Origin of the sequence: Neisseria sp. LACPHL-SPEC-2024-00856 (assembly GCF_047915665.1) — a bacterium.
GTDB classification, from domain to species: Bacteria; Pseudomonadota; Gammaproteobacteria; order Burkholderiales; family Neisseriaceae; genus Neisseria; species Neisseria polysaccharea.
Map to the genome: position 1 here is coordinate 55,972 of NZ_JBLRPR010000006.1, position 26,824 is coordinate 82,795.

The 26,824-nt window shown below is 52.1% G+C and carries 20 protein-coding genes; 6 read left to right on the forward strand and 14 right to left on the reverse strand.

Annotated features, from left to right (window positions below; all coding sequences use genetic code 11):
• Positions 1 to 100: 100 nt before the first annotated feature.
• Together ACNAU7_RS06870 and ACNAU7_RS06875 are read left to right on the forward strand one after the other, a co-directional pair.
• Positions 101 to 2,077 carry a TonB-dependent copper receptor gene (locus ACNAU7_RS06870; protein WP_416301726.1) on the forward strand — a complete coding sequence of 659 codons (1,977 nt, stop codon included), beginning with the start codon at positions 101 to 103 and terminating at the stop codon, positions 2,075 to 2,077.
• A 307-nt stretch (positions 2,078 to 2,384) separates the two neighbouring features.
• Entirely contained in the window at positions 2,385 to 4,493 is a 2,109-nt protein-coding gene (locus ACNAU7_RS06875; protein WP_304674160.1) for a TonB-dependent siderophore receptor, read from the forward strand.
• 107 nt (positions 4,494 to 4,600) lie between these two features.
• Here ACNAU7_RS06875 and mtrE read toward each other — a convergent pair whose 3' ends face one another.
• The 3 genes from mtrE to mtrC are packed head-to-tail and all read right to left on the reverse strand — an operon-like array spanning position 4,601 to position 10,512.
• On the reverse strand, positions 4,601 to 6,004 hold the full coding sequence (mtrE, locus tag ACNAU7_RS06880; protein ID WP_416301777.1) for a multidrug efflux transporter outer membrane subunit MtrE: 1,404 nt from the start codon (positions 6,002 to 6,004) through the stop codon (positions 4,601 to 4,603).
• Positions 6,005 to 6,058: 54 nt separating this feature from the next.
• On the reverse strand, positions 6,059 to 9,262 hold the full coding sequence (mtrD, locus tag ACNAU7_RS06885; protein WP_416301729.1) for a multidrug efflux RND transporter permease subunit MtrD: 3,204 nt from the start codon (positions 9,260 to 9,262) through the stop codon (positions 6,059 to 6,061).
• Between the two features lie 11 nt (positions 9,263 to 9,273).
• On the reverse strand, positions 9,274 to 10,512 hold the full coding sequence (gene mtrC, locus ACNAU7_RS06890) for a multidrug efflux RND transporter periplasmic adaptor subunit MtrC (RefSeq protein WP_416301731.1): 1,239 nt from the start codon (positions 10,510 to 10,512) through the stop codon (positions 9,274 to 9,276).
• A 248-nt stretch (positions 10,513 to 10,760) separates the two neighbouring features.
• On the opposite strand from mtrC, the gene mtrR reads away from it, so the two are divergent.
• Positions 10,761 to 11,393 (forward strand): multidrug efflux system transcriptional repressor MtrR, encoded by a 633-nt coding sequence (mtrR, locus tag ACNAU7_RS06895; RefSeq protein WP_416301733.1) that lies wholly within the window; start codon positions 10,761 to 10,763, stop codon positions 11,391 to 11,393.
• 82 nt (positions 11,394 to 11,475) lie between these two features.
• Here the strand turns inward: mtrR and recC are convergent, their stop codons facing one another.
• From recC to ccoN, 6 genes are all read right to left on the reverse strand, one after another.
• Entirely contained in the window at positions 11,476 to 14,685 is a 3,210-nt protein-coding gene (recC, locus tag ACNAU7_RS06900; protein ID WP_416301735.1) for an exodeoxyribonuclease V subunit gamma, read from the reverse strand.
• Between the two features lie 101 nt (positions 14,686 to 14,786).
• On the reverse strand, positions 14,787 to 16,196 hold the full coding sequence (locus ACNAU7_RS06905; protein WP_416301736.1) for a PepSY-associated TM helix domain-containing protein: 1,410 nt from the start codon (positions 16,194 to 16,196) through the stop codon (positions 14,787 to 14,789).
• 344 nt (positions 16,197 to 16,540) lie between these two features.
• A complete protein-coding gene (gene ccoP, locus ACNAU7_RS06910) occupies positions 16,541 to 17,872 on the reverse strand; it encodes a cytochrome-c oxidase, cbb3-type subunit III (RefSeq protein ID WP_301669942.1) in 1,332 nt (443 codons plus the stop codon).
• Between the two features lie 23 nt (positions 17,873 to 17,895).
• Positions 17,896 to 18,066: a CcoQ/FixQ family Cbb3-type cytochrome c oxidase assembly chaperone gene (locus tag ACNAU7_RS06915; RefSeq protein ID WP_003752303.1), complete on the reverse strand. Its 171-nt coding sequence runs from the start codon at positions 18,064 to 18,066 to the stop codon at positions 17,896 to 17,898.
• A 4-nt stretch (positions 18,067 to 18,070) separates the two neighbouring features.
• Positions 18,071 to 18,682 (reverse strand): cytochrome-c oxidase, cbb3-type subunit II, encoded by a 612-nt coding sequence (gene ccoO / locus ACNAU7_RS06920; RefSeq protein WP_416301737.1) that lies wholly within the window; start codon positions 18,680 to 18,682, stop codon positions 18,071 to 18,073.
• Between the two features lie 26 nt (positions 18,683 to 18,708).
• A complete protein-coding gene (gene ccoN, locus ACNAU7_RS06925; RefSeq protein WP_192883297.1) occupies positions 18,709 to 20,142 on the reverse strand; it encodes a cytochrome-c oxidase, cbb3-type subunit I in 1,434 nt (477 codons plus the stop codon).
• A 326-nt stretch (positions 20,143 to 20,468) separates the two neighbouring features.
• Between ccoN and ACNAU7_RS06930 the strand changes: the two genes are divergently transcribed.
• Together ACNAU7_RS06930 and ACNAU7_RS06935 are read left to right on the forward strand one after the other, a co-directional pair.
• On the forward strand, positions 20,469 to 22,217 hold the full coding sequence (locus tag ACNAU7_RS06930; protein WP_416301738.1) for a M61 family metallopeptidase: 1,749 nt from the start codon (positions 20,469 to 20,471) through the stop codon (positions 22,215 to 22,217).
• Between the two features lie 64 nt (positions 22,218 to 22,281).
• Positions 22,282 to 22,716, forward strand: a complete 435-nt coding sequence (locus ACNAU7_RS06935) for a TIGR01244 family sulfur transferase (protein WP_416301778.1) — start codon at positions 22,282 to 22,284, stop codon at positions 22,714 to 22,716.
• Positions 22,717 to 22,780: 64 nt separating this feature from the next.
• Here ACNAU7_RS06935 and ACNAU7_RS06940 read toward each other — a convergent pair whose 3' ends face one another.
• From ACNAU7_RS06940 to ACNAU7_RS06955, 4 genes are all read right to left on the reverse strand, one after another.
• Positions 22,781 to 23,215, reverse strand: coding sequence for an ExbD/TolR family protein (locus tag ACNAU7_RS06940; RefSeq protein ID WP_416301739.1), 435 nt, complete (start codon positions 23,213 to 23,215; stop codon positions 22,781 to 22,783).
• Positions 23,216 to 23,219: 4 nt separating this feature from the next.
• A complete protein-coding gene (exbB, locus tag ACNAU7_RS06945) occupies positions 23,220 to 23,879 on the reverse strand; it encodes a TonB-system energizer ExbB (RefSeq protein WP_416301740.1) in 660 nt (219 codons plus the stop codon).
• A gap of 65 nt (positions 23,880 to 23,944) precedes the next feature.
• A complete protein-coding gene (locus tag ACNAU7_RS06950) occupies positions 23,945 to 24,796 on the reverse strand; it encodes an energy transducer TonB (protein ID WP_416301741.1) in 852 nt (283 codons plus the stop codon).
• A 157-nt stretch (positions 24,797 to 24,953) separates the two neighbouring features.
• On the reverse strand, positions 24,954 to 25,202 hold the full coding sequence (locus ACNAU7_RS06955; RefSeq protein ID WP_003680115.1) for a hypothetical protein: 249 nt from the start codon (positions 25,200 to 25,202) through the stop codon (positions 24,954 to 24,956).
• 207 nt (positions 25,203 to 25,409) lie between these two features.
• Here ACNAU7_RS06955 and ACNAU7_RS06960 point away from each other — a divergent pair, with 207 nt between their 5' ends.
• Entirely contained in the window at positions 25,410 to 26,048 is a 639-nt protein-coding gene (locus ACNAU7_RS06960) for a site-2 protease family protein (protein WP_196428855.1), read from the forward strand.
• 70 nt (positions 26,049 to 26,118) lie between these two features.
• On the opposite strand, the gene ACNAU7_RS06965 is transcribed toward ACNAU7_RS06960, so the two are convergent.
• On the reverse strand, positions 26,119 to 26,760 hold the full coding sequence (locus ACNAU7_RS06965) for a GrxB family glutaredoxin (protein WP_416301742.1): 642 nt from the start codon (positions 26,758 to 26,760) through the stop codon (positions 26,119 to 26,121).
• Positions 26,761 to 26,824: the final 64 nt, after the last annotated feature.

Sequence of the window (26,824 nt, forward strand, 5' to 3'; positions counted from 1 at the left end):
TGTATGTTAAATAAAGTGCAACTTCTGATACATCGTTCAGTTTAGTTTTATATACTACTTTAGAACTAACACAACAACCCTCCATTTAAGGAGATTAGATATGAAAACCACCCGTTTCCTACTCCTCCCCCTCGCAGCCGCGCTCAGCCAAGTATGGGCTGCCCCTGTTGCGGAAGAAACCGCCGAGCTCTCCCCCGTTACCGTTACCGGGACACAGCAGCAAAAAGCCAACACCGTCAAATTCAATCCTAAAGCCACCCTCCAACCGCTGCCGGCAGGCGACGGCGCGGATTTGCTGCAATCCGTCCCCAATATGAGCATCATCCGAAAAGGCGGCAGCTCGGGCGATCCATTGTTCCGAGGTTTGGGCGGCTCGCGCCTTGCCATCAACGCAGACGACCAGTTCGTTTACGGCGGCTGTTCCAACCGCATGGACCCGCCCACTTCCTACATCCACCCCAGCACCTTTGATGAAGTTGTCGTTACCAAAGGCCCGCAAACCGTTACCCAAGGGATGGGCTTGATCAGCGGTTCGGTTCATTTCGTCCGTAAAGATCCGACCTTCCGCGAACAACCCTACTCCTTCAACGGCAGCACCACATTAGGCAGCAGCGGCAGACGCGATGCCTCCTTTGAAGCAGGTGCGGGCGGCAAATACGGTTATGCCCGCCTCAATGTCTCACACAACGAATCCGGCGACTATAAAGACGGGGCAGGCAACCGCGTACATTCCAACTTCAAACGCGACAGCCAAATGGTTCAGTTGGGCGTTACCCCGACCGAAAACACCACCATCGCCGGCACATACGAACGCAGCCGCGGTAAGGCCGCCTACGCCGACCGTATGATGGACGGCAGCAAATTCGACCGCGACGCGTGGAATGTCCGCATCAGCCAGCGCCATCTGACACCATGGTTCAGCGAACTCGAATTGCGTTACGGAAAAAGCGAAATCGACCACGTTATGGACACATACAGCCTCCGTCCGGTTACTATGATGATGGGCAAACGTGCCATGAACCCGAAACGCAACACCGATACCGGCAACCTCAAAGCCGTATTCGACTGGGACAATCTCAACCTGCAGACCGGCATCGACTATATGCGCGACAAACGTGTCGAACGCATGGAAGGAAACGGCGGAGGATACCGCCACAAACCCTACAATCCCGACCAAAGTTTCAAACACTGGGGCGGATTTGCCGAAGCCACATGGCAGCGCACCGATAACCAGAAATGGGTAGCAGGCATACGCCGCGACAACGTAACCGGCGTGTACGACCCCTATCCGGACACCGATCCCGCCAAACGCCAAACCTACCGCCTGACCTCCGGTTTTGCCCGTTTGGAACAGATTTACGGCAACGCCAAATACTATGCGGGCTTCGGTATCGCCCAACGTGCGCCTGACTACTGGGAACGCAATCGGGATGAAGACCTGAAAAAAGAAACCAACCGCCAAATCGATGCAGGCATGATTTGGAACAAGGGCAACCTCCACCTTGCCGCCTCACTCTTTGCCGGTAAAATCCGCGACTATATCCTGATTGAACAGCACATGATGCACCACGGCGGACATGTCATGACCATGGCGCGCAACATCGACGCTACCCGTTTCGGCGGCGAACTTGAAGCCAAATGGCAGTTTGCACCAAGCTGGAGCATCAGCAGCAACCTTGCCTACACGCGCGGTAAAAACACGACCGACAATCTGCCGTTGGCACAAACACCTCCGCTCGAATGGAACAACACCCTTGCCTTCGACAACGGCAAATTCAGCGCGGGCGCACTGTGGAAACTGGTTGCCAAACAAAACCGCTACGCCAAAGGACAGGGCAACATCATCGGTCAGGACATCGGCGCATCCGCAGGCTTTGGCGTACTTTCCGTCAATGCAGGTTGGAAATTCAACAAATACGCCACCCTGCAAGGCGGCGTGGACAACGTCTTTAACAAAACCTATGCCGAATTCGTCAGCAGAAGCGGAGGATTTGTCGATCCTGCCGCCGGCATCAAAACCACCCGCGTCAACGAACCCGGCCGCACCGCTTGGTTAAGGCTGCAAGCCAAGTTCTAAACGCCTGCATTTTAAAATGCCGTCTGAAACCTTATCGTTTCAGACGGCATTTTTTGCAAGGTGCGACAATCCGTCGTTCCGCTAGCATTGCCTTTTTCCCCTCATATCACGGTTTAATATAAATCTTTATAACTAGATAAATAGATATATTTTGACAACAGTCAAACTAATCCTAAATAATATTTACACTAACTGGTATAATTACAACATTTTGCTAAAATCCCGCCGCCCAAACCACTAAAAGGAAAAATCATGCATACCCCCCCCCCGCCATTCACGCACTGCGCTTGCCGTATCATCCGCACTCATGCTGTTATGCGCCGCGCACGTCTCCGCCGCAGATATTGCCGCCCTTCCGGAAATACACGTCAAAGAACTGGGAAAACAAACGGCTTCCAACTACACCATCCCCGCTTCTTCCGCCGCCACAGGCATCAAGCTGACCCAGCGTGAAACACCGCAATCCCTGTCTGTCATAACGGCAAAACAAATCGAAGACCAAGGCTTGGATACCTTGCAGGACGTATTGAAACAAACACCGGGCGTATTCCACAGCAAAATGGGCAACAACGTCTCCGGCCACAGCCAGTTTATTTCGCGCAGTCAGGCGATTGACAGCATTTCCGTAGATGGCGCGCCCAAATTCCTTTACGAGGGTAAAGCCATCCGCCGCAGTACCAACAATCTGGACAGCACGTTGTACGACCAAGTCGTCGTCGTGCGCGGCGCAAGCGGTTTGTCCAACGGCGGCATGGGCGAGCCGGGCGGTACGGTTGCTTTGGAACGCAAAAAACCGACTGCCAAACCTGCCGTCAGCGTGGAAGCCGGTGTCGGTTCGTGGAAACACTACCGCTTCGTCCTTGATGCCAATCAGCCTTTAAATGCAGACAATACCTTGCGCGGACGCACTATTTTGGTCAGCGACCACGGCGGTGATTACCTGCCGAACACTTCGCGCCACAACCACACGTTCTACGGCATTCTGTCCTACGACCTCACCCCTCAGACTCAATGGAATATCGGTACAGAAATACACCGTTTCCGCAATAAAGGCAGCTCGCGTTTCAGCTATCTGACCGTGGCAGGCAATGATAAAGACGGATACATACCGTTTGAGGCTTCGCCGCGTAGCAATTCCTCGGCAAAATGGGCTTACGGCAAAGACACCAGTGCCGAAGTGTTCACTTCCCTAAGCCATGAGTTTGCCAACGGCTGGAAGCTGACGGGCGATTACAGCTATCTGACAGGTAAAAGCGATATTGTTTCAGGCATCGCAGGGACATTTGAAATCTATCCCGACTACTCCGCGCTTTTCACTTCAGACCGCGACCGCAGCAAATACCGCGACCAGAATTTTTCCCTGATTTTGGACGGCGATTATCCGGCGTTGGGCCGCTCGCACGAATTTAATGCGGGCATCAGCTATCAGGACAACAAAGAAAACCTGTCTTTCTATGAAGAAGGCGAGTCGATGATTCCCGATTTGCGTAAATTTGACGGCAACATCGCCAAACCCGATATGCCGTATTCGCGCGATGGTTTTACCGATATGAAAAACCTGTCGGTTTACGGTTCGACCCGTTTCAAACTGACCGACAAGCTGGCATTGATAGGCGGCAGCCGTTTTGTGAATTGGCGATACCGTTACAGCACTGAGCGCAACAAATTCGCTTACAGCAGCCACAAACAAAACGTTTTCATTCCTTATTTGGGCGCAACTTACGACATAGCCGACAATCTGACCGCCTACACCTCCTATACCACCATATTCCGCCCGCAAGTGCGCTATTTGGATCAAAACGGCAAACCGCTCGAACCGCAACGCGGCAAAACATATGAACTCGGCTTAAAAGCCTCGTGGTTTGAAGGCCGTTTGAACGCTTCTGCATCTGCCTTTATGAACAAACGCGACCATTTGGGCGTGGTTGCAGGCAAATTCGCGAATGGTAAGGACAAATACTACCGTGCAGCCAACAACACTACAACAAAAGGCGTGGAACTCTCTATCGGCGGCCGCCTGAGCGACAAATGGCTGCTGAATGCGTCTTATGCACGTTCCAAAATCAAAAACAGCGAAGGCAAGCAACTGCATCCGTCTTATCCGGTTCATTTGTTCAAACTCTTTACCGCGTATGACCTAACCGACCGTTTGAACCTGGGTGCAAACGTCAACTGGCAAAGCCGCAGCCACACGCTGGACGAATACCCGGCAAACATCAACCCTGCCACCGCAGCCGCATTGACCCAACGCCCATACGCCACGCTGGATTTGACCGCGCATTACAAAATCGGCAAATCCACCCGCATCGGTTTGGACTTTGAAAACGTGTTCAACAAACGCTACCGCACGATGCCCGACATTCACGTTTACGGCACGCCGCGCAGCCTGACCGCAACCGTCAAACATACCTTCTAAACGGATACGGCCTGCCGTCTTGAAAGGCAGGCACCGAAAACCGTTTTAAAGAAAGAAATGCCGTCTGAAACCTTATCGTTTCAGACGGCATTTGATTGCCCGGGCGGTTATTTGTCGGTTTGGGTATCCCGTTTCAATCCGCCGCCGAGCGCCTTGTACAAATCGGCAAGGTTTTCGGCGCGGGTCAGTTGTGCCGACAAAGCCGCACCCTCCGCCGAATAGCTGCTGCGTTCCGCATCGAGCAAGTCGAGCGCGCCGGATACGCCGTGTTTGTAACGCAGGTCGACCAAGCGCAACGCTTCTTTAGAGGCGCGGCTTTGTTTGCTTAAAGCGTCATAGGCTTTATCCAACTGCTCGCGCGCGGTCAATGCGTTTGCCACGTCTTGAAAGGCGGATTGGACGGCGGATTCATAGGCAACGATTTGTGCCTGTTGGCGCAGCTTGGCTACATCAAGGTTGGCTTTGTTCGTACCCCAGGTAAAAATCGGCAGGGTAATAGACGGCGCGAACGACCAAACGCCCGTGCCGCTTTTGAACAACCCACCCAATTCGGCAGAACCCGTACCGACGGTTCCGGTCAGGCGGATGGATGGGAAAAAGGCGGCGCGTGCCGCACCGATATTGGCGTTTGCCTGTTTGAGCGCGTGTTCGGCGGCGCGGATGTCGGGACGGTCGAGCAATACTTCGGAACTCAAACCGGCCGGCAGCTTCTCAACAAAAAACTGCTTGTCCAACGGCAAACCGGCGGGCAGGTCGTCGGGTATCGGTTGGTTAATCAGGGTTGCCAAGGCATTGCGCGCCTGTTCGCGGCTGCGCGCGGCATGGGCATAATCGGCTTTGGCAGATTCAATCAAGGCTTCCTGCTGGCGCAGGGCGACGGCGGAAATCACGCCTGCCTTGTACCGCAATTCAGACAGCTTGTAGGTTGCTTCGCGCGTTTTCAAAACACGCTGCGCCAAAGACATCGCTTCTTCGGCATAGCGTTCGTTGAAATAGGCTTTGGCAACGGTGGCAATCAGGCTCAAATGTGCCGCATCGCGGTTGGCGACACTTGCAAAATAGCCTTGCAGTGCTGCTTCGCTGCTGCTGCGTACACGCCCGAACAGATCGAGTTCGTAAGATGCCGCACCCAGTCCGACATTGTAGCTGCTGCTGACATTGCCGCCGCTCAAGCTGCCTTGGCGCGAGCCGTTCGCATTGGCGGCAAGCGTGGGCAGGAGGTTGTTGCGCTCGATCATGTATTGTTTGCGGTAGATTTCGCTGTTCAATACGGCGGTACGCAAACTGGTATTGCGCTCAAGTGCGATGTCGATCAGTTTTTGCAGGCGCGGGTCGGCAAAATAGTCGTGCCAACCCAAATCAACCGCGCGGATGCCGCTGTCGGCAGTATCGTTTTTAAACGTTTCCGCAACTTCGACTTTGGGCTGCTCGTATTGGGGAATCATGGTGCAGGCAGACAATGCAAAGGCTGCTGCAACAGAAGTCAAGGTAGTTTTCAATGTAGTATCCATAAAAAAGTCCTGATGCCGTCTGAAAACCCGTGGGCGTTCAGACGGCATGGTTGCTTAATGTTGGCTGTCGTCCGAACCGGTGATGCCCGCTTCGGCAGCGTGTTTTACTGCCATTTCGTGTTCGTGTGCAGTTTCTTTGAAGAATTTGCGTACCACCACATAGAAAAGCGGAACAAGGAACACGGACAAGAGCGTGCCGATGAGCATCCCCCAGAATACGGTTGTACCGATGGCGCGCTGGCTGGCGGAGCTTGCACCGCCGGCAATATACAGGGGAACCACGCCTAAAATAAAGGCAAACGAGGTCATGATAATCGGACGGAAACGCAGGCGGGCCGCTTCCAAAGCGGCTTCGACCGCGCTTTTCCCTTGCGCTTGAAGGTCTTTGGCAAATTCGATAATCAAAATCGCGTTTTTCGCACTCAAACCCATCACGGTAACGAAACCGACTTGAAAGTAGATATCGTTGGCAAATGCAGGAATACCGCCCAACATCAGCTCGGTCAGGTTGCGCCCGGTTACACCTGCCGCCGCCCCTGCCAAGCCTAAAGGCATCACCAGCAGAACGGCCAGCGGAATAGACCAGCTTTCATAAAGTGCGGCAAGCACCAAGAAGACTGCAACGGCGGCAAGCGCGTAAAGGGCAATGGTTTGCGAGCCGCCTTTTGCCTCTTCGCGCGACTGTCCGCCCCACTCCAGGCTGTAACCGCCGCCCATTTCGTCAACCATTTTTTGAACCGCCGCCATAGCCTGACCGGTGGAAACACCGGTTGCGGGCGAACCGGACAGTTCCATAGCGGGATAACCGTTGAAACGAACGCTCTGTTCCGTACCCATCTGCCACGAAACGGTGGCAATCGAAGAAAGCGGAACGGCAATGCCCGAGCTGTTCGGCACAGTCAGATTCAAGATGTCGGCAGGCTGCATACGTGCCGAAGCATCCGCCTGAACCATCACGCGCTGCAAACGGCCTTGGTTCGGGAAGTCGTTGACGTAAGACGAACCCAGCGCATTTGCCAGTGCAGTACGGATGCTGGCAAAAGAAATACCTTGTGCCGAAGCCGCCGAACGGTTAATGTCGATTTTCAACTGCGGCGCGTCTTCCAAACCGCCAGCACGGACGGTGCTGGGGTTAAACAAACCGCTGGTACGCATTTTCTGAATCAACTCGTTGCGTTTGGCCAGCAATGCGGCATGACCGGTATTGTTGCGGTCTTGCAGGTTGATGCTCAAACCGGAACCGTTGCCCAACTCCATAATCGGAGGCGGAACGATGGCGATGCCGAAACCGTCTTTAAGCGTCCCCATCATCATACCGGTCAATTTGCCTGCAACCGATTCCGCATCGCTGCCCGGAGTTTTACGCTCGTTCCAGTCTTTGAGCATGGCAAAACCCATTGCCATATTCTGGCCGCTGCCCGAAAAGCTGAAGCCGGAAACGGTAATGATGTTTTCAATTTCCGGAATGCTTTTTGCCAACTGAGTTACTTGCGCCAGCGTCGCATCGGTGCGCTCTTTGGTCGCACCCGCAGGCAGTTGCACGCTGACCATGACGAAGCCTTGGTCTTCGGTCGGCAGGAAGGAAGTCGGCAGACGCATAAACAGGAATACGCCCACAACCGCCAAACCAACGTAAACAACCATCATGCGCAAAGTCTTGCGCAATACTTTGGCAACCCAGCCTTCGTAGCCGTGTGTCCAGTTGTCGAATTTTTTGTTGAACCAACCGAAGAAACCCTTTTTCTCTTCGTGATGCCCTTTCGGGATGGTCTTCAACATCGTGGCACACAAAGCAGGTGTGAGTGTCAGAGCAAGGAAGGCGGAGAAGGCTATCGATGCCGCCATAGTCAGTGCAAACTGTTTGTAAATATTGCCCGTCGCCCCGCTGAACATTGCCAGCGGCACAAATACCGACATCAAAACGGCGGTAATACCGATGACCGCGCCGGAAATCTGACCCATTGCTTTTTTGGTTGCAGCCTTAGGCGGCAGGCCTTCACCCGCCATAATGCGCTCGACGTTTTCAACCACCACAATCGCGTCATCGACCACGATGCCGATGACCAAAACCATCGCAAACATGGTCAGTACGTTAATCGACATGCCCATATAAGAGATGAAGGCGAAACCGCCCAACAGGGAAATCGGTACGACGATGGTCGGAATCAGCGTATAACGGATGTTTTGCAGGAAGAGGTACATCACGACAAAAACCAGCACCATCGCCTCTAACAAGGTATGGATGACTTTTTCAATCGAAATTTCGACGAATTTGGAAGTATCGTAAGGGGTTTTCCAGCTCATACCTTGAGGAAAGTATTTTTCCAACGTCGCCATGCGTTCTTTGACCGCTTTTGCCGTCGCCATCGCATTGCCGCTATTGGACAGCATCACCGCCATACCGGTGGTATTTACCCCGTTCAGACGGGTTGAGGAAGAATAGTCTTCCATACCCAATCCGACTTTCGCTACATCCTTCAGGTAAACATTAGAACCATCAGTATTGGCGCGGAGGATGACGTTGCCGAATTCTTCGGCCGTACTCAACTGCCCTTGCGCCGTTACAGTAGCCGTAACCGTCTGTCCGCGCACAGCGGGAAGCGAACCGATGGAACCTGCGGAAATCTGGATATTCTGCGCCGACAGCGCGCTGCCGATATCGGCAAACGACAAATTGTAGTTCTGCAGTTTCTTAGGATCGACCCAAATCCGCATCGCGCGTTGCGCGCCGAACAGGCGTACCTGCCCCACGCCTTCGATACGCTGCAACTCGGGAACGATATTACGCTGCGCGTAGTCGTTCATCTCTTCGGTTGACTGCTCATCCGACGACAGCATCACAATCATCAAGAAATTGGAACGCGCTTTGGATACGGTAACGCCGTACTGTTGAACGGTTGCCGGCAACATGCTCAATACTTCGGAAAGCTTGTTTTGCACCTCCACCTGAGCCAAATCTTCGTCGGTTTCAGGCGTAAAGGTCAGGCTCACGCTGCCGCTGCCGCTCGAATCGGCAGAAGTGGACATATAATCCAAACCTTCCACGCCGTTCATATTCCGCTCGATAACGGAAAGTACGCTGTCTTCCATCACTTGTGCGGATGCACCCGGATAAGTAGCCCTCAGGGTAATATTCGGTGCGGCAACAGACGGATATTGCGAAACAGGCAGGCTTTTAATGCCGAAAATACCCGCCGCAATAATAAAAATTGAAATAACCCACGCAAAAATGGGGCGGTCGATAAAGAATTTAGCCATCGATGCCTTCCTTATTTCGCTTCAGAAGCAGGTTTGGCTTCAGATGCCGTCTGAACGCCGGCTTGATGAGCAGAGGCTTGGTTTTCAGACGGCATCCATTCTTTAGGCGTTACTTTTTTCGCACCCGTCATGCCGGCGATACTGATGCCTTCCACAACCACCTTGTCCCCATCCTTCAGACCTGACGTAACAATCCAATTCGCACCCTGCTGTTGTGCAACCGTTACCTCGCGAGGTTCCATACCGCCTTGGGCGTTCACAATCATCACGGTATCTTTCGTACCGCGCGTTACCGCCTGCTGTGGAACGATGAATGCATTATCCACCGCCACTTGATCCATCAGCACACGCACATACAGGCCGGGCATCAGGATATTCTGATCGTTCGGTACGGCGGCGCGCAGGGTAATCTGACCGGTCGATTCGTCAACGGTCGGATCGGCAAACAGCAGGCGGCCTTTTTCAGGATAAACCGTGCCGTCATCAAATTTGATGCCGACCGCTACCGCACAGTCTGCCGCCAGCAGCTTGCCTTCGGCTATCTGCCGGCGCAGTTTCATCACTTCGGATGCAGACTGGGTAACGTTCACATACATCGGATTGGTTTGGCGGATGGTCGCCAGTACGGTCGCATCGCCAGCGTTCAGCAACGTACCTTCGGAAACTTTGGACTGGCCGATAAAGCCCGAAATCGGTGCGGTAATGCGCGAACGGTTTAGACTGATGCCGGCGGATTTGATTGCCGCCTGTGCCGCTTTGACGCCTGCCTCGGCAGAACGTTTCGCCGTTACCGCAGCATCGTACTCTTGTTTACTGATGGCATCGGCGGCAACCAGCGGTTTGTAACGCGCCAAGTCGGCATCCGCTTTGGCAAGCGTTGCCTGTGCCGTTGCCAGTTGCGCGCGCGCGCTTTCCAGACTTGCTTCATAAGTGGAACTGTCGATCTGATACAGCGGCTGTCCGGCACGGACATAGCTGCCTTCTTGGAACAGGCGTTTTTGGATAATGCCGCCAACTTGCGCACGGACATCGGCGGTACGCAGCGATTCCAAACGTCCCGGCAACTCGACGGTCAATGCGACGGTTTGCGGATGGACGGTAACAACGCCGACGACGGGGGCAGGGGCTTCTCGACCAGCAGGCTGCCCGCCCTGTGCCGCGTCTCCGCCTTTACCGCAAGACGACAGTGCCAACGCGACAGAGGCAGCCAACGCGGCCGCACGCATTGCCTTAGAAGCATAAAAAGCCATTATTTATCCTATCTGTATGATTTTATTAAAGGATTTTAGATTTAACAGAAATTCCCGTTTCAAAATACAAAACCGCCTGCTTCGGCATCCCTGTATTCAAACGGGTTGCAAAGCAGGTGGGTTCGGCACTTCGGCACTGGGAAACTGTCTCAATTTCAGGGGCGTTATTATACATACACGATTGCACGGATACAAAGTCTTTTTTTATAATCCCAACCGTCAAACCGCGCCGGAACGAAAACGCCATTATGAGAAAAACCAAAACCGAAGCCTTGAAAACCAAAGAACACCTGATGCTTGCCGCCTTGGAAACCTTTTACCGCAAAGGGATTGCGCGCACATCGCTCAACGAAATCGCCCAAGCCGCCGGCGTAACGCGCGGCGCGCTCTATTGGCATTTCAAAAATAAGGAAGACTTGTTCGACGCGCTGTTCCAACGTATCTGCGACGACATCGAAAACTGCATCGCGCAAGATGCCGCAAATGCCGAAGGAGGGTCTTGGACGGTATTCCGCCACACGCTGCTGCACTTTTTCGAGCGGCTGCAAAGCAACGACATCCACTACAAATTCCACAACATCCTGTTTTTAAAATGCGAACACACGGAGCAAAACGCCGCCGTTATCGCCATTGCCCGCAAACATCAGGCAATCTGGCGCGAGAAAATTACCGCCGTTTTGACCGAAGCGGTGGAAAATCAGGATTTGGCAGACGATTTGGACAAAGAAACGGCGGTCATCTTCATCAAATCGACCTTGGACGGGCTGATTTGGCGTTGGCTCTCTTCCGGAGAAAATTTCGATTTGGGCAAAACCGCCCCGCGCATCATCGGAATGATGATGGACAACTTGGAAAACCATCCCAACCTGCGCCGGAAATAATCAAGACTTGGTAAAAATGCCGTCTGAAAACCTATTTGCTGTTTTCAGACGGCATTTGTCTTTCTATCCTGTTATGCTTTTTCTATGCTGCTCCGGCCTCTTCCCTTTTTTCCGCTGCGGCAAGCGTGTCGGCAAGCAGGCGGGTGAGGTTTTCAAACAGGGGCTGTTCGAGCGGGTTTTGGCTTGCGTTGCCGAACACGAGGGCGACTTCGGTATAGTCTTTCTGCCCTTTGCTGACTTTGCTACCGTAATAGGCGGTTTGGGCTTTTTTCAGGGCGGCTTCCCAATCTTGTTTTTGGGCAAACGCTTCGGCGGCGGCAAGCGAGGTTTTGGCAAAAAACGGCAGCGGGCGGTTTTGCCCGATATTGAAAAACGCCATCCATTCCGACAATAGCCGCAATGCCCTGCCTTGCGCGATTTCCGCCAATACTTCGGTTTCTCCGGATTGGATGATAAAGGTTTGCCGCGTTTCGGCCTCAGACGGCATAACGGCGCAAAATATCAGGTGTTCCAGAAGAAAAGCCACACGTTGCGGCGCATTGGGTTTGCCATAGGCGTAAAACACTTGTCCGCATTGGTATAAATTGCTCAAACTGCCTTTCAGGATTTGCCCGTCCGACGGTATGGCGTATGAAAGCGGTGGCAGTTTGGGGCTGTTTAAAACCGCCGTGTCGATTTGTTTGGCGGCAAGTTGGAAAGACTGCTGCCAAAGTCTACCCAACTCTCCCGACGGCAGCAGGCTTTCCGCCCCGATGCGGGCGGCGGTTTGGGCAAAATCTTGTCCTTCGCGGCGCGCCTCGATATAGATTTCGGCAATTTGCTCCGCGTGTTGCGGCTCGAAGGGTTCGGCAGGCTCCCAAGCTTCGCCGATATGGGGTTCGCTCCACGCAAGCTGCTGCTGAAGCCATACTTTGACGGGGTTGCGCCAGAAGCGGATAAATTCGTCCTGTCCGATTTCAGCAACAGGTTCGGTGTTTTCTACGGATTGGTCGAAAAAGGGTTGTGGCGGTTCGGGCGTTTGTCCGAGCGCGGCGGCGTAGTCGGTACGCGTGCCGAATATGCCGTCTGAACGTCCGCCTTCTTGGAAATATCGGCGCGAGAAGGCTTGCAGCGGATGCTGTTCTATCCAGTTTTGTGCAAGTTGGCGGCTACCGATGCCCGCCATAGCGGCAACGGTATCGATGAGTTCGCCCAACAGCGAAGACGGGGCAAGCTCTTCGTCTTTGCGGATGTCGCGCCCGATGTAGGACAAATACAGGATTTCACGCGCGCTGATGAGGGCTTCGAGGAAGAGGTAGCGGTCGTCGTCGCGGCGGGCGCGGTCGCCTTTGGCGGGATGTTTGGCAATCAGGTCGAATACGGCGGCTTTGGTATTGCGGGGAAAATCTCCGTCGTTCAAACCCAACAGGCAGATGACTTTGAACGGCAGGCTGCGCATCGGCACCATACTGCAAAAAGTGATGCCGCCGCGTAAAAAGCCTGCCTCACTTTCGCTGTCGAGGAAGCGGCGGATGTGGCGGATGACGGTTTGTTGCGGCAACTGTCCGACGAACCCAGCCAGAGTACTCTCTTCCTGCCATTTGACCCATTCGTTTTCGAGGTTTTGGACTGCCTTTTGGTCATCGGCTTCGGCTTGGAACAATATTTCAAGCAAATCCCGGCAACGCGCCACCCATTCGCCGACCGTCGCAGGTTGCCGCCATATCCGTACAATATCCGACAGGATTTCGAGGAAAGCGGCAAAACGTCCGAACATGGCGGTTTGATTCACGTCGGCATACCACGCGCTGACATCCTGCCACATCGGATTGCCGCCTTCGGGCAGCATCCAGCCCAATATCATGCGTTCTACCGCCTGCTTCCAGGTGAACAGCTGATCCGTGCCGCCGCGCATTTCTCCGTCCAAACCCCAGTGAACGTTCAAATCGGCAACCATATCGTGCAAAAGCGGTAAATCGTCCTCAGTCAGTCCGAAACGGCGCAACACGGGCGCGGTTTCTAAAAGCACAAGCACTTTATCGACTTCAAATCGGCTTTCCAACAAGTCGAACAGGCATGACAAAGCATGAAACAGCGGTTGGCGGCGGCTGATTTTCACGTCTGACACGGAATACGGCAATGCCTGCGCACCGGGCTGCGCCTGTCCGAACACGGCTTCGATAAAAGGCGTATAGGATTCGATATTCGGGGTTAATACGGCGATATCGTGCGGCTGCCAATCGTGATGTTTATGCAGAATTTTCAACAGCTTGTCTTTGAGTATCTGCAATTCGCGCAAAGGGCTGTGTGCCGATACGATGCGTATCGAGCCGTCGCCCATGTTGACGCTTCCCGCCGTTTCAGACGGCATTTTCAGATTTTGGATATCGGTTTGCAGGGCGTGCAAAAGCGTATCGCGCCCGCCTTCTTCAAATACCGGCGTTTCTTCTTCTATTTCCATTTCGTTCAAAAAGTCGAAAAAGTCGCGCCCCTGCTTGCCCAATGAGGCGAGCAGCGGATGCCCTGCCTGAGTTAAATCGGGATCGCCGCCGCCTTTGAGGATTTGCGCCGCTTCGATGACGTTGCCCCAATACATCCCGCTCGGATTGAGTGCAAACACGAACACATCGCAATGTTCGGACAGCTTGTGCAAAAGCTGCAGATACATCGGCGCCATAGTGGAAATGCCGAACACGAAATAACGCTCGGGCAGCTTATCACTGCTCAAAGATTCCAACAGCTTTTCCCACAACGCAACACGGTGCGGCGCGCTTTGCCTGCCGTCGTCGAGGTAACGCCACAGTTTGGACTGCCAGATTTCATCGTCGCCCAAACCGAGCAGCCTGCCCTGCTGCCAAGCATCTATCCACTGGGGACGATACACGAGGTATTGGTCGAATATGTCTGCAAGCTGGCCAGCAAGCTGATAATCTGCCGATTCGCCGCTGCCCAGATAGTCTTGCAGCACATTCCTCACATCTTCAAATTCTGCCGTATTCCGGAATGCCTCGCTGCGGAACAAATCCAGCAGCCGCCAGCGCATGACTTCGGGGGCAAACGGGCTGAGTTCTGGAATACCGGGAATCAGTTTTTTCATCAACTTCCATGTCAGACCGGCAGGCAGGCTGAACGACAAATTCGCCGCCACGCCCAAATCGCGGGCGAGGCAGGTGTTGAGGTAGCGGCGCATCCCCTGACTCTGCACAATAATCTGTTCGGGCTGTAAAACCGATTTCAGCGGTTTGACTTTTTGAATGAGGGCAAACAGTGCCGCCAGCGTTTCAAGACGGTTGGATTGATACAGATAAAACATGATTTCAAACAGAAGCTGTGGTCAAGTATTCGGGATTATATAGCCTTTTCCCCGCCCGCCTTCAAACAAAATGCCGTCTGAACGCTTCAGACGGCATCGGGTCATTTAAACCATCTCCTCAAAACAGGAATCCGCGACAGCAGCAAGGTATCCAACAGCCAAATCACGGCAATGGCAAGCAGCGCGGTCGGGAAGAGCAGTGCGATTGCCAATAGCGGCAATGCCATCATCCACCAAACCGGCAGCTTGACTTTCTGCGCCGGCGGAACGATGCCCACCGCTCCGGTCGGACGGCGTTTCCACCACATCACGCAGCCGCTGATGCCGATAAAAATCACGGCAAGGCAGAACACGACGTTCGCCAACACGCTCCACCAGCCCAGAGTACCCATATGCAGCGCAATGCTTGCCGCCATGAATTTACCGAACGGGTTGTAATCGTCAAAGCGGATGTCAGCAAGAATTTTTCCGCTGTACTGGTCGATATGCACCGTGCGATCGGCAAACGGACTAATCATATCGTAACTCATAGAGTCTTGCGACAAAGTCCATACGCCGTCCTCGCCTTTGGGCAAATTCAGCTGATAACGCCCTTTGAAACCGATTTCCCGCGCGAAACGATCGACGGTTTCCAATGTCATCGGCTCGTCAGGGTTAATGCCGTCTTTGCCCACAGTCGTCCCTGAAACAGGCATAGGCGTAAGCTCCAAAATCCACGGCACTTCCTTAACCTTGCCGTCATTCAATACCTCGCCGTGGGTCGGCACAACTGAAACAGGGTTCGGTTCGACACCCCATTTGCCTGCCGGGAACTGACTCCAAGCCTGCACGAACTTGCCGCCCCAAATACCTGCCCAAGCAATTCCGGACAGACAGAACAACAGCAAAATCAGCGACACCCAAGTTCCAAACGAACCATGCAGATTCCGCCACCAAGAACGTGCCCTGCCTTTTGGCGGCAGCAGCATCGCCTTGATGCCACGCCGTTTCACCCACCAAAGGTACAAGCCGCTGACAACCATAATAATGGTCAGTGAAGCCGCCGTTTCCAAAAGATAATCGCCTGCCGCACCGAGCATCATATCGCCGTGGATTTCATCCATAGTGTGATACCAACCCTGATTACGCGGCATGGTGTTGACCACTTTTGCCGTATAAGGATCGACCGCAACCATGGTTGCCTTACCTTCATTGTTGACACGGAACACAGCAACCATATCATCAGCACGCGGTGCAATATATTGGACGACAGACGAAGTCTCCGGATTAACGGCACTGCGTGCCGCTTCTGCCTGAACAGACAGAGGTTGTACCGTTGCCTGCGGCACAACATGAATCCGCTCGCCCTCCTTGCCGGTAATATTGGCAAACAGCAGCATACCCAAACCCGTAACGGCAAGCAGGGTCAAGAAGGGCATAACCAGCAAACCGGCATAAAAATGCCATCTCCAAACGGTCAGATAACGCCGGTTATTCTGCTGACCGGCTTCAGTTTTGATTTGTGTATCCATTAATCGTCCTTTTGAAATTAGAGTTATCGTGATGATGCGCGATTATAAATAATAAAGACTAATTCTTTATGACTAAAATCAATATTTTTTGCAACATATGAAAAAAGATTCAATTTTGAAGAAACAAACCTATATGCCGTCTGAAAGCATCAAACAATGCTGTCCGACACCCAACTGCACCATTCTTTAAACCATACAAAAATATCAGTCGGTCTGACCGTTTAAGCATCAAAATCCCCACTTTCAGACGGCATAAATCAAAAACAGGATTTCCATTCAAAATAAAAAATCCGGATTCGATATGAATCCGGATTTCTGCATCCGACAAAGTCGGAAAACAACGGTTAGAATTTGCCGCCTGACTGGTTGACCATATAGTCAACTGCAGCTTTGACCTCATCATCGCTCAAATCGCCGCGACCGCCTTTTGCGGGCATCGTATTGAAACCTTCGATTGCGTGTTTGTGCAATGTGTCCTTACCTTTTTTGATGCGGTCGGCCCAATCGGCTTTGGTGCCGACGTGGGGAATACCCGGAATCGCATTGCCATGGCAGGCGGCACAAACGGTTTCATAAACCTGTTTGCCGTCCACTTTGGCAGCAGGTGCGGCTTTTTCCTCAGCTTTAGGTTCTGCTGCGGCAGGTTTGGCTTCAGAAGCGGCTTGTGCTGCTTCTGCAGGAGCAGATGCTGCGGGTTCTGCCGCCGGTGCGGGAGTCGGTGCAGGCTCGGCTTTTTTCACCAGAGCTTTACCGTCTTTATTGGAAAGACCCCATACATAAGCAGTCATGATATGCAGTTTGTCTTTATCCAAGAAATGTCCCCACGCAGGCATTTGGCTGCTACGGCCGTTGGTAATGGTTTCAATAATGGATTTTTGCGTACCGCCCCACAACCACACATCATCAGTCAGGTTCGGACCCAAACCTTGGATACCTTGTCCCTTATCGCCGTGGCAAGTGAAACAGTTGGCAGGCGGACCGCTGAATAAGGCTTGTCCGCGTGCAGCACGTTCCTCATCATACTGGCCTTTGGGTTTTGAAAGAGACATCACATAATGCGCAACGTCTTTTACGCCTTCCTCACCTAAAGCAGGACCCCATGCAGGCATGGTAGCAACACGGCCTTTTTCGATGGTCTCGTGGATTTTATCGGGATCACCTCCCCACAACCAATCGCTGTCGGTCAGATTCGGAAAACCTTTAGAACCTTTGGCATCAGAGCCGTGGCACTGGATACAGTAGGTATTGAACAGGTTTTGGGCGATTTGCTTGGCCTGTGGGTCTTTTGCCACTTTTTCAATCGGCATATCCGCAAACTTGGCATACAGTTTACCGTATTGCTCATCGGCTTTTTTGACCTCTTTTTCATATTGGTTGTGACTGGTCCATTTCAGCAGGCCTTTGTAGTCGCCGACACCCGGATACATAACCAGATAACCGATACCGAACAGCCATGTCAAAACATACAGCCAAAACCACCAGCGCGGCAGCGGGTTGTCGTATTCGGCAATACCGTCCCACTCATGGCCTGTAGTTTGTACTTCTTCGCCTTTTTTCGGGCGTTTGACAACATTTTGAGACAGCAGCAGCCAAGCCAAAGCGATAAAGCTCAGTAAGACAATAACTGCAATATATATATTCCAGAAGTTACTGGTAAATTGGGATGTTGTGTTCATTGTTTTGCTCCGTTATCACAATATTAACGGTTTTCGCTTTTCTTATCTTGCGCATCTTGGTTTTCATCAAAAATGCTGTTTGCGGCATCATCGTAATTTTTCTTATTCCGCCTGTTGAAGACGATATAGAGTACCAACAGGAAACAGATAAAGATCCATACCGTGAAAAGAGCGCGAATACCGTTAATATCCATGATGTTACCTTACGTTTTTCAAAGCCAGACCCAATCCTTGCAGATAGGCGACTACAGCATCCAGCTCGGATTTGTTTGCCAAAGCATCAGGCGCTTTCGCAATTTCCTCATCACTGTAAGGAGTACCTACTTTACGCAAAGCCTTCATGTTGGCAACGGTTGCATCGACATCGACTTTATTGCGTGCAAGCCACGGAAATGCCGGCATATTGGACTCAGGCACGACATCACGGGGATTCAGCAGGTGGATACGGTGCCATTCGTCGGAATAGCGGCCGCCCACACGTGCCAAATCAGGACCGGTACGTTTGGAACCCCATTGGAACGGATGGTCGTAAACCGACTCTCCGGCAACAGAGTAATGACCGTAACGCTCGGTTTCCGCACGGAACGGACGAATCATTTGCGAGTGGCAGTTGTAACAGCCCTCACGGATGTAAATATCGCGTCCGGCAACCTGCAAGGCATTGTAAGGCTTCACGCCCGGAGCCGGCTGTGTTGCCGCCTTGGTAAAGGCCAAGGGCACAACTTCAATCAACAGACCGACACTGACTACAAGCAGCGTGAACACAATCAGAACACCGATTTTTTCTTCAGCCAATTGTTGTAATTTCATTTTGGTAGCCTATCTTTCTTAGTATTTTAGTGGTGCTGTGTTTGGGAAACCGCAGGGATTTCGGCATCGACTGCTTTACCACCGATGGCTGTGCGGTACACGTTGTACGCCATAATGCACATACCACTCAGATACAATAAACCACCTGCAAAACGAATCATGTAGTAAGGCATGGTGCGTTTTACGGATTCGACAAACGAGTAGGTCAGCGTACCGTCATCGTTCAAAGAACCCCACATCAAACCCTGCATCACACCGGCAATCCACATCGCGGCGATATACAGAACCACGCCGATGGTCGCAATCCAAAAATGCGCCTCTACCAGTTTGGTGCTGTGCATCTGTTCTTTGCCGAACAGACGGGGAATCATGTAATAGACGGAACCGATGGTTACGAAGCCTACCCAGCCCAACGCACCAGCATGAACGTGCGCGACAGTCCAGTCCGTATAGTGGCTCAATGCATTGACCGTTTTAATCGACATCATCGGACCTTCAAAGGTAGACATACCGTAGAAGGACAAGGATACAATCAGGAATTTAAGAATTGGGTCAGTACGCAGTTTGTCCCACGCGCCGGACAAGGTCATGATGCCGTTAATCATACCGCCCCAAGAGGGTGCAAACAGAATCAAAGACAGAACCATACCCAAAGATTGAGTCCAGTCAGGCAGCGCAGTATAGTGAAGATGGTGCGGACCCGCCCACATATAGGTGAAGATCAGCGCCCAAAAGTGAACGACAGACAAGCGGTAGGAATAAACGGGGCGGCCTGCTTGTTTGGGGACGAAGTAGTACATCATACCCAAGAAGCCGGCAGTCAGGAAGAAGCCTACGGCGTTATGCCCGTACCACCATTGAACCATGGCATCAATCGCACCGGAATAAACAGGATACGATTTCATCAAACCGGCCGGGATGCTGATGTTATTGACAATGTGCAAAAGTGCAACCGCCAAAATAAAGCCGCCGTAGAACCAGTTGGCAACGTAAATATGTTTCACCTTGCGTTTGGCAATCGTACCGAAGAATACAATAGCGTATGCAACCCAAACCAAAGTAATCAGAATGTCAATCGGCCATTCCAGTTCGGCATATTCCTTACCTTGGGTCCAACCCATAGGGAAGCTGACGGCGGCGGCAACGATTACCGCCTGCCAGCCCCAAAAGGTAAATGCCGGCAGCCAACCGCCAAACAGGCGGGTATTACAAGTACGTTGGACAACGTAGTATGATGTACCGATCAGACCGCAGCCTCCGAATGCGAAAATAACCGCATTGGTGTGCAGCGGACGCAGGCGACCGAAGTGGAACCAAGGTCCGATATTAGACAAATCAAGGGCGGGAGCAAACAGTTGGGCAGCTACGATAACGCCGACCAACATACCCACGATACCCCAAACTACAGTCATGATGGCGAACTGGCGCACCACTTTGTAGTTGTAAGTTTGTGTGTCCATGAGAGTCTCCATGAATTATGGGAATAAAAATTTTTTATCCTGCCCACTTTTGCGACCTCTTAAGGTACAACTTGGGCAAGCGTAATTTTTTCTAAATTTAACATATCTGCTTTCTTACGCCAAGCAGAATTACATTTGCAACATAAAGGAAAATTTTTCTTAAATTCATTCTTATTATATATAAATCATATTGTTATAATAAATTGCAACCAGTTTGACATTGCTTTGTTTTTCAAGCCTCCTTTTTTGTAACACTTTATTGATGTAGATTAAGCTGCATTTTAAAGACATTTTATCAATAATATTTAACGATATATTTAATAGCCATGATTAATTATGAAATTGCCCCCTCCCCTCTAGACCATGAGTGGCACATCCTGCTGACATTCACACAAGATGATGATTTTCCTATAGAAATAAGCCTGCCAAACTGGGTTCCGGGCAGCTATCTGATTCGGGATTTTTCCCGCCACATTACATCTATCGATGCATCCTGCAACGGTATACCCGTCCGACTCGACCAAATTGCAAAAAACTGTTGGCGTGCCGCCTCCATACGCGGCGAGTGGCAAATCTGCTACACCGTATATGCATTCGATTTGTCGGTTCGAGGTTCTTTCCTGACAATAGAACGCGGTTTTTTTGACGGATCGTGCCTGTTTTTGAAAGTCGAAGGAACGGAAACGCTGCCGCACCGCTTGGAATTGACAGGCATTCCACCCGAATGGCGTATTGCCACAACGCTGCCGGAAACAGGGAGGTTTGTCTTTCAGACGGCATCTTATGCCGAATTGATTGACCGACCTGTCGAGATGGGCTTGATTGAATTTTTAGATTTTGAGGCGGCAGGCATTCCGCACACGATTGCCTTAAGCGGCATCTATCCCGATTTCGACCGCGACAGGCTGGTTTCGGACATCAAAAAAATCTGCGAAACAGAACTGGCAGTGTTTTCCTCCCCTGCCCCGTTTCAAAAATATTTGTTCCTGCTCCACGTCGGCGACCATATTTACGGCGGTTTGGAACACGCCGACAGCACCGCCCTGATCGCCGACCGCCACAGCTTTCCGCCGTACGGTATGACCGATACCGACGATGCCTACACCACATTGCTCGGACTTTTCTCCCACGAATATTTTCACGCGTGGAACGTCAAATCCATCAAACCTGCCGCATTCGCCCCTTATGACCTCGACAAAGAAAACTATACCGAACAACTATGGGCATTCGAAGGCATTACATCCTATTACGACGATTTGTTTTTGGCACGCAGCCGCACCATCCCGCCCGAATCTTATTTAAACCTGCTGGCACAAGGCATTACGCGCGTACAACAAACCCCCGGCCGTTTGAGGCAGACCTTGGCGGAATCGAGTTTTACCGCGTGGAACAAATTTTACAATCCGGATGAAAACAGTCCGAACGCCATCGTCAGCTACTACCAAAAAGGCGCGCTTGCCGCATTGTGCCTTGATTTGCTCATACGGAACAAAAGCGGCGGCAGTCATTCCCTCGATACGGTAATGGACAAACTCTATCGGGAGTGGGCGGATACGCGCGCGGGCATTCCGGAAAAACACTGGCAAATCTACTGTCAGGAAATTACCGGCTTGGATTTGGAAGATTTTTTCCAAAAAGCGTTATACAGTACCGAAGATTTGCCGCTTGCCGAATGCCTGTCCGCCGTAGGAGTGGGGCTGACCTTCCTGCCGCTTCCACGACAACACGGCGGCGGATATGCGGAACACATCTGCCCCGTTCCGCCGGCAGGCGATTTCGGCGCACGTTTCAAACAAAACACCGACCACATCATCTTAACGCATATCCTTAACGGCGGCAGCGCGGAATCTGCGGCACTGTGTCCGCAAGACAAAATCATTGCTTTAGACGGTTATGCCTGCACCGACTTTGCCGCACAATGGGCCCGATACCCTGCCGGTTCAAAAATCAACCTCCACTTCTTCCGTGCCGGCATATTGCGTCAAACCGTCTTGACGGTTCAGGCAACGGCGGCGGATACCGCACTTTTACACATCACAGACCGCAACCTGTTGGAAAACTGGTTGTTCGGTTAAACTTTCAGACGGCATTGCACACAAAATGCCGTCTGAAAACCAACCGCAAAGCAAAGGAAACAAAATGGCGATTCTAAAACTTGACGAACATCTCTACATCTCCCCGCAACTGACTAAAGCAGATTCGGAACAAATCGCGCAACTGGGCATCAAAACCGTCATCTGCAACCGTCCCGACTGCGAAGAAGAATCGCAACCCGACTTCGCACAAATCAAACAGTGGCTGGAAAAAGCCGGCGTTACCGGATTCCATCACCAACCCGTTATCGCCCGCGACATCCAAAAACACGATGCCGAAACCTTCCGGCAACTCATCGGACAAGCCGAATATCCCGTCCTTGCCTATTGCCGGACCGGTACGCGCTGCTCCCTCCTGTGGGGCTTCCGCAAAGTGGCAGAAGGTATGCCGGTTGACGAAATCATCCGCCGCGCAGAAGCGGCAGGCGTGAATTTGGAAAACTTCAGAACCCGTTTGGAAGACGCAGCGGTCAAACCATAAAACCGACCGATGCAAAAATGCCGTCTGAAAGGCTTTCAGACGGCATTCGTTCAAACGTCAAACTTTATTGCGCCTTGGTTTCCGTTACAAAACCGATTTTGGTAATCCCCGCCTGACGGGCGGCTTCCAACGCTTTGTTTACATAGTCGTATTCCACCGCCTTGTCTGCCGCAATTGCCACAATCACGTTTTCATTCTGCTCCTTGGCGGCTTTCAGACGGCTTTCCACTTCCCCGATTTCCACTTTGCTTGCAGAATCTCCGCCGACATAATAACCACCGTTCGCATCAATCGTCAGGCGCAAGGGGTCTTTAGGCTGTTTGTCCTGCTTGTTCGCCTGCTCGGACGCGGTCGGCAGTTCCAAAGGGATGGAATGCGTCAGCACCGGCATAGTAATCATAAACACAATCAGCAACACCAGCATCACGTCCACCAACGGCGTAACGTTGATGTCGGACATCGGCGCATCGTCGCCGGAATTCATCGAACCGAATGCCATTTCATTAATCCTTTTGATTCAACAGGCGGACATGCAAATCGTGCGCCATCGCATCCAAATCCTGAGTAAGCGTCTTCGTGCCGCGATTGAGGAAGTTGTATGCCAACACCGCCGGAATCGCCACGAACAAACCCGCCGCCGTCGCCACCAAAGCCTCGCCGATCGGACCGGCAACCGCCGCAATGCTCATCTGCCCGCTTTGCCCGATATTGATCAGGGCGTGGTAAATCCCCCAAACCGTGCCGAACAGCCCGATAAACGGCGCGGTCGCACCGATGGAGGCAAGCGCGGTCATCCCGTAATCGAACCGGCGCATAATTTGAGCCATACTGTTGCGGATTTGAATAACCAAATACTCGTTCAACGGCAAAGCCTGCGCCAGTTCGGACGCTTCGCTCCGGCGGTAGTTGCGGTAAGACTGCAACGCCTCTTGCACCAGCTTGGACAAAGGCGCATCGACGGCGCGCACTTTTTCGACCGCGTCGCCCAAAGGCAGAGTATCGCTCATATGCCGTTTGACGGCGGCGTTTCCTTTACGCGCCTGATACAGCTTGATGCAGCGCAAGACAATCAGACACCACGTTACGATACTCATCAGCAGCATCAACACAAACACACCGATCAGGACGGGATCGCCCGATTCAAACACTAATTTCAAATTCATAATGATTCCAACACTGAAAAAACCAATCAAACATCCAAGCTGCCGCAAACCGCTGCGGCAACCGCCTAATTCAATTCAAACTTGACGGGGACTTTAAACTCCGTCCAGGCATTGGCTTGAAAATGCCCGTTTTGCGCCGCCTTGCGTGCCGCATTGTCCAAACGGGAAAAACCGCTGCTTTTCACGACTTTGACGGACTCGACCCTGCCGCCCGGAGAAACCAAAACGCTCAAAACAACCGTACCCTGCTCGTCATTTTCCATAGAAAGCGTGGGATAGGCCGGGCGCGGGATGCTGCCGTTGGCGCGTAAAGGATTGCCTTTGCTGCTGCCGGCACCTGTTCCGCCGCCGCTGCCGCCGGTTCCTTCCCCGTGTTCGCCTTTGGCTCCGCCGCTGCCTTTGCCGCCGCCTTCACCGCGCCCTGTTCCGTCACCTTTGGTACCGCTGCCTTTACCTTCCCCGCCGTCCTGTCCTGCGCCGGCTTTGGCGGGCGCATTGCCGGGATGTTCGGCAGGTTTTTCAGACGGCTTCTCTGCCGGTTCTTCCACCGGTTTCGGGGCAGGCTTCGCTTCCGGTTTGGGTTCGGGCTTCGGTTTTTCTTCGGGTTTCGGCTTTTCCTTGGGCTGCCGGATATCCGCATCCGCCTTTTTTGTAACCACCGGCTTCAAAACCGGTTTGGGCGGCTCGACAGGTTTGGGCGGTTCGGGTTCGGGTTGCGGTTCGGGCGCGGCAGGCGCGCCTGCGCCTTCGGGTGCGCCGTCCCCTCCGCCAAAGTCGCCCAAATCGACAAATTCAATAACATTTCCTGACTCTATCACGGGCAGCTTGTGCGCCTGCCAGAGCAATGCCACCATTGCCAAATGCAGCAGTGCGACGGAAAACACGACTGCGGGGGTTAAAATTCGTTCTTTATCCATAATTCGGGCATAATAATAGCAACAATTCCTATTTGCAACCTATTTTTATCATTCGCCTTTATATGAATACTGTAGTTTTGGTTTTGCTCTTTGCCGGCGGATTTAAAGCCGAAACCGGCTTCGACGGGCAGCAGGGTGGCGCCAAAAATTATCTGCGTTAAAGTTCATTTTCATAGTAAGGTGTTAAAAAAATATTCTCCTCTTCCCAAGGAGAAGATACGCCATTTTGATTCATAAATATTTCATAATTATAAAAATCTTTATCATAATCTCCATATGTAATTTTCATTCCTTTTAACCACATGGCATCACATTCATCACATAGAATAATTTCTTTCAAAATGTATTTTGATTTAAAAATATACAATATTCCTTGGTTGCAGCGCGGACATATTTTTGGATTCATAATGTATCTCTAATCTATTTTATTACAGGTTTTATATTCACAAAATCCATATTGAAACAATATATTATGATAAATTCTCAGATGCCTGCGGACAAATGGAGCGGATTTGCCGTCTTCCCGTTCCAACAAAATCGGGTTAAATGATATATTGCCGCCTTTATCCGGCAGCCGGTTGCGGCTGTGTATCAACCTTTATAAAGGAAAATTATGTTTCGGAACTTTGACTTGGGCGTGTTCCTGCTTGCCGTCCTGCCCGTACTGCTTGCCATTACTGTCAGGGAGGTGGTACGCGGCTATACGGCGCGCTACTGGGGAGACAACACTGCCGAACAATACGGCAGGCTGACACTGAACCCCCTGCCCCATATCGATCCGGTCGGCACAATCATCGTGCCGCTGCTTACTTTGATGTTCACACCGTTTCTATTTGGTTGGGCGCGTCCGATTCCCATCGATTCGCGCAACTTCCGCAATCCGCGCCTTGCCTGGCGTTGCGTTGCCGCGTCCGGCCTGCTGTCGAATCTGGCGATGGAGGTTCTGTGGGGCGTGGTTTTGGTGCTGACTCCGTATGTCGGCGGGGCGTATCAGATGCCGCTGGCTCAAATGGCAAACTACGGTATTCTGATCAATGCGATTCTGTTCGCGCTCAATATCATCCCCATCCTGCCTTCGGACGGCGGCATTTTTATCGATACCTTCCTGCCGGCGAAATATTCGCAAGCGTTCCGCAAAATCGAACCCTATGGGACGTGGATTATCCTGCTGCTGATGCTGACGGGCGTATTGGGTGCGTTTATTGCACAGATTGTGCGGCTGGTGATTGCGTTTGTGCAGATGTTCGTCTGACTGGTTTTCAGACGGCATAAACGTTCCAAAAAACGCGGCAGGACATATTTCCCTGCCGCGTTTTCCTGTTTTACAATGCCCTGTCAAAATAAAGCGGCACGCCTGATTTTTCACTCATCGTCATCAGATAACCCATCACCTTTTGAGGCCATTCGATGCCGCGCACCACGGTCAGATTCCTCAAAACGGGGAAAACCAAAATATCCTCCATGCCGATTCCGCCGTTGATGCCGTCCGAACCTTCGTGCATCAGTTTTTCCAATATATTCAAGTCGTCGCGGACGCGTTGGAGGTATTGGGCGGTTTTATTCAGATTGGCGGAGAAGCTGCCGATGCTTTTCTCTTTTTTGTCCGTGAAATATTTAACCGCTTCGGCAGTAGCGAACTCGGGCAGCCCGATTTTGATTACGCGCGGCTGAACCAGTTTGTTGTTGTATCCGCCCACCTTGTCCAGCCACGCCTGTATTTCGGGGCGGATTTCATCTTTCAGACGGCCTTCGCGGTCGAAATGGCGCACAATATCCAAACTCTCGCCCATAAACGAACCGTCCTCTTTTTGCAGGACGGGTACTTGTTTCACACCGATCATACCGATCGGCGTTGCCTCGTCGTCGTTTACCAGCACGACTTCTCCAACGTCCGCGCCCAACAGCCCCGCCGCCATCCGCGCACGCACGCAAAACGGGCAATGATCGTAAATATACAGCTTCATCAAAATATTCCTCATCAATCTGTCTGTACCGGCTACCTTAACACCCCGCGCCGCCGGGAACAAG